This is a genomic window from Streptomyces sp. NRRL B-24572, from assembly GCF_002156145.1.
GTDB lineage: Bacteria > Actinomycetota > Actinomycetes > Streptomycetales > Streptomycetaceae > Streptomyces > Streptomyces vietnamensis.
The window spans coordinates 1-3,696 of record NZ_MWIG01000736.1 but is presented as its reverse complement, the minus strand read 5'-3'; the positions used below and the strand labels follow the sequence as shown (position 1 = coordinate 3,696).

Here is a 3,696-nt window from a genome sequence, read left to right as displayed (position 1 = left end):
GCCTCGGGTCCGCCCGGCAGCCCTCGCTCGCGCGTACGGCGGCGGCCACGGCCTGCCGGGCGGACCCGAGGCTCCTGGAGCACACGCTGCGGCTCGTGGGGCTCCCCGCGGACGAGGAGGCGGTGGTCACCGAGCTGGCCCGCTGGTTCGACACCACCCTCACCGACGAGCCCGGCCTGCGCGCGGCGCTGACTCGCGTCCTGGAGTCCGCGGCCGGGGTGGAGCCCTCTTCCGGTGCCGACCGTCCGGATCTGGAGCGGATCGAGCGGGACCTGCGGGAGGCGCGGCGGCGCGGCACCCTGGACGCGGTCGCCCGGCAGGCGCTGACGCTCCGGGACGGCAGCGGGGACCTGCTGCTCGGGGTGGCCTCCGCGATGGACCAGGGCCCGGCCCCGCACGGAGCCGCCCCCACCGCCCCGGTCGGACACGGCGCGGAGCAGGAGCCCAGGACCGGCCTGTGGACCCGCCCGCCGCCGAACGCCGCCGGGGCCGCGCTCCGGAAGGTGCCGTTCCTGCCGCAGGAGGAGCTGGTGCGGGTCCGCAACGCCGCCCTGGCGGCGGGGCTCGCCGACCGGACCCTGCGTCCCGCCCTGCTCAAGGGCGTCCCCGGCTACTTCACGGCCACCCTCCAGCCGCTCGACGACCCCCTGGAGCAGGCCCACGCGGACCTCAACGCGATGAACCAGGTCGAGCGCCTCCTCGACGGTCTGGTGCCGCTGGAGATCTGGCTGCACAACGCGATCGAGCAGACCCACGAGCCGGGCCCGCGCGCCGTCCTCCAGGGCGCCCTGGACTCCGTGGCCCGCGAGATCACCGGCGAGGCGGAGCTCCCGGCGGAGATGATGCCCGGGGAGCTGAAGGAGGAGATCGTCCTCCAGGACGACACCGTGCCGTACGAGTTCCTGCACGGCGGCATCCGGGCCGGTGCCTCCGTGGCGCTGCTGCGGATCCCGCCGTACGAGTCGGGTGCGCCGCTGCTTCCCTCGTACCCGCACGGCGGCACCGGCTGGATGATCGCCCCCGGACTGCTGATCACCAACCACCACGTGGTGATGGCCCGTTCGTGGGAGTCGGGCGTCCGGCCGTACGTGAGCGACGAGGACCTGCGGCTCCAGGCGCTCATGTCGCGCTCCCGCTTCGACTTCGTCGAGAACACGGCGACCGCGCCGGAGGCGACGGCCGGCGAGCTCGCGGCCTGGGACGCGACGCTCGACTACGCGATCGTGCGGCTCTCCGCCGACCAGGGAGAGCGGCCCACCCTCCGGGTCGCCACCCGGCCGCTGCTCGTCCGCGAGCGGCAGCGCGTCCCGGTCAACATCATCCAGCACCCGGGCGGACTGCCGAAGAGGGTGGCACTGCGCAACAACCTGGTCTACCGGGCGGACGAGCACGACATCCTGTACTTCACCGACACCCGCGGCGGCTCCTCCGGCTCGCCGGTCTGCCTCGACGACTGGACGGTCGTGGGGCTGCACCGGGGGACGCGGAAGGTGGACGAGGTCGAGTTCCAGGGCGGCCGGACGAAGTTCGTGAACGTGGGCACCCAGATGAGCGGCATCCTGGCCCATCTCAGGGAGTTCCGACCGGAGTTGTACGAGGAGATCATGGCGGCCCAGTCCGGGCGGCCGGCCCGGGGGGAAGCGAACGCGAAGCCGAGGTGAGCGACCATGCCGAACGGACCACGGAGTGTGTCGCCGGTGGCGACCGGCGCCGAGCGGATCTTCGACGATCTGCAGGAGGTCGCCGCGCGGATGCGCGCGCAACTGGAGGCGGAGATCGCCGAGTCCGCGTTCGAACTCCCCGCCGATGTGGCACCGGCGGCCGAGATCTCCCGCTTCGCCCGGGAGGAGCGGGCCCGCGTCCTGGAGGCCGGGGTCAGCGGCCTGGAGAAGCTGGCCGCGCACCGGGAGGACGAGCTCGACGGGGACGAGACCTTCGGCGTGGAGGCGATCGTCCTCCTGGAGGGCCGGCCCGCGATCCTGGTCCAGCGCCAGGACTTCGCCCCGCAGCACGACGAGTGGGCGGTCCTGGAGTCGCAGCGGCCCGGGATCCGGGACTCGATCCTGCGGGTCGGCCGGGTCGAGGTCACCGGGCACCCCAGCCTCGACTGGATCGGCACGGCGTTCCTGGTCGGCCCGCGCACGGTGATGACGAACCGTCATGTGGCGGCGGAGTTCAGCCGTTTCGAGGGCGAGCGCTGGACCCTGGAGTTCGGCATGTCGGCGCGGGTCGACCCGGCGGAGGAGCTGCCCGTCGAGGGCGGGCCGCCCGGGCCCTCGGTGCCGTACGAGATCACCGACGTCATCGGCATCCACCCCGACGTCGACATGGCGCTGCTCCGCGTGGAGCCCGCGACGGAGGACGGTCTGCCGACGCCGCTCGCCGTGGCGGCGGACGGGCCGGCGGACCTGCCGGGCCGGCCGGTGTACGTGATCGGCTACCCGGCCTGGGACGGCCGGCGCAACGAGCCCGAGTCGATGCGCCGGATCTTCATGGACGTCTACAACGTGAAGCGGCTCCAGCCGGGCACGGCCACCGATTTCACCCCCGGCGGCCTGGTGATGAAGCACGACTGCTCGACGCTCGGCGGGAACAGCGGCTCCCCGGTGTTCGACCTCGTCGACCACCGGGTCCTCGGACTGCACTTCGGCGGCCGCTACCGCACGGGCAACTTCGCCGTCCCGCTGTGGGAGCTGGTGGAGGACCCGCTGCTCGCGAAGGCTGAGGTCAACTGGGTCTGAGACTGGGGCTGAGACGCGGCTACTCGGCGAGTGCGACGGCGTACGCACCACGGGCGGTGGTCCCGTCGGCGAGGCGCCACTCCGCCGTGACCCGGCCGCGGCCCGGCCCGCCGTCCGCACCGTCGCCCAGGACGCGCCGCAGCCGGAGCGTCAGCGGCGTGGCCGCGCCGGCCTCCCGTACGACCACGTCGGTGCGGTCGGGGCCGTCCTCGACCCGTACGAGCTCCGCGCCGGTCCCGGCGGCGTCGAGCGAGGCGACGACGGTCGGGTCGATCGTGTCGTCGACGGACTGGGCCTGCGCCTCTGCGCGGCCGGCGAGCAGGGCGTACAACTGGGCGACGAGCACCGGGTCGTGGGTGCCGTCGTAGATCCAGCGCGTGCCGAGGACGCCGTGCTCGGAGGTGCCGATGAGGGCGTGCTCGGCGCCTTCCAGGGGCGCGCCGCGGTAGGTCATGGGGACCAGGTAGGTGACCGCGTCGGCGCCGGTGCCGTCGGTGACCGCCATGAACTCGATGCCGACCTCGCCCTCGGGGTCGTCGAGCCGGAAACCGCCCGCCTTGGCCGGGCTCGGCGCGTCGGCTCCGCCGGCGTACCAGGCGCGGCTGGGCAGCCACTCGGCGAGCAGCTCCAGTTTGGTGGGCTGCATCGTGGTGTGGTGGATGACGGCCATCGTGCGCATCTCCCTCTCTGACCCGGGGCGAAGAACCCCGGGGCGAATCCCCGGACGAATCCCTGGTGGCAAAGAACCGCAACCTAACAGACGGGCCGGGTCGCGATGCGGGGGTGTCCGCGCCGACCTAGCCTGGAGGTGGAGTGTTGTCCCCGGCCGGTCAGGAGGCCCGCCGTGAGGTACTCGCACACACGGAACCGGCGCGTCTGCGCGACCTTCGCGGCCCTGGGAATCCTCGTCGCCCCCGTAGGCGCGGGTGCGGCCCTCGCCGCCGAACCCCCCGGT

The 3,696-nt window shown here is 73.8% G+C and carries 3 protein-coding genes; 2 read left to right on the top strand and 1 reads right to left on the bottom strand.

Annotated elements, in window-relative coordinates; all coding sequences use genetic code 11:
• Positions 1–1,661: serine protease (locus tag CCN56_RS45170; RefSeq protein ID WP_256962334.1), on the top strand; the 1,661-nt coding region annotated here is incomplete at its 5' end.
• Between the two features lie 6 nt (positions 1,662–1,667).
• On the top strand, positions 1,668–2,741 hold the full coding sequence (locus CCN56_RS34815) for a serine protease (RefSeq protein ID WP_086831791.1): 1,074 nt from the start codon (positions 1,668–1,670) through the stop codon (positions 2,739–2,741).
• 19 nt (positions 2,742–2,760) lie between these two features.
• On the opposite strand, the gene CCN56_RS34810 is transcribed toward CCN56_RS34815, so the two are convergent.
• Entirely contained in the window at positions 2,761–3,411 is a 651-nt protein-coding gene (locus tag CCN56_RS34810; RefSeq protein WP_086831792.1) for a 1,4-alpha-glucan branching protein, read from the bottom strand.
• Positions 3,412–3,696: the final 285 nt, after the last annotated feature.

Bases quoted from the DNA above. Each gene is read 5' to 3' on its own strand.
- CCN56_RS34810 (WP_086831792.1), bottom strand. From the start codon at position 3,411: ATGGCCGTCATCCACCACACCACGATGCAGCCCACCAAACTGGAGCTG.
- CCN56_RS34815 (WP_086831791.1), top strand. From the start codon at position 1,668: ATGCCGAACGGACCACGGAGTGTGTCGCCGGTGGCGACCGGCGCCGAG.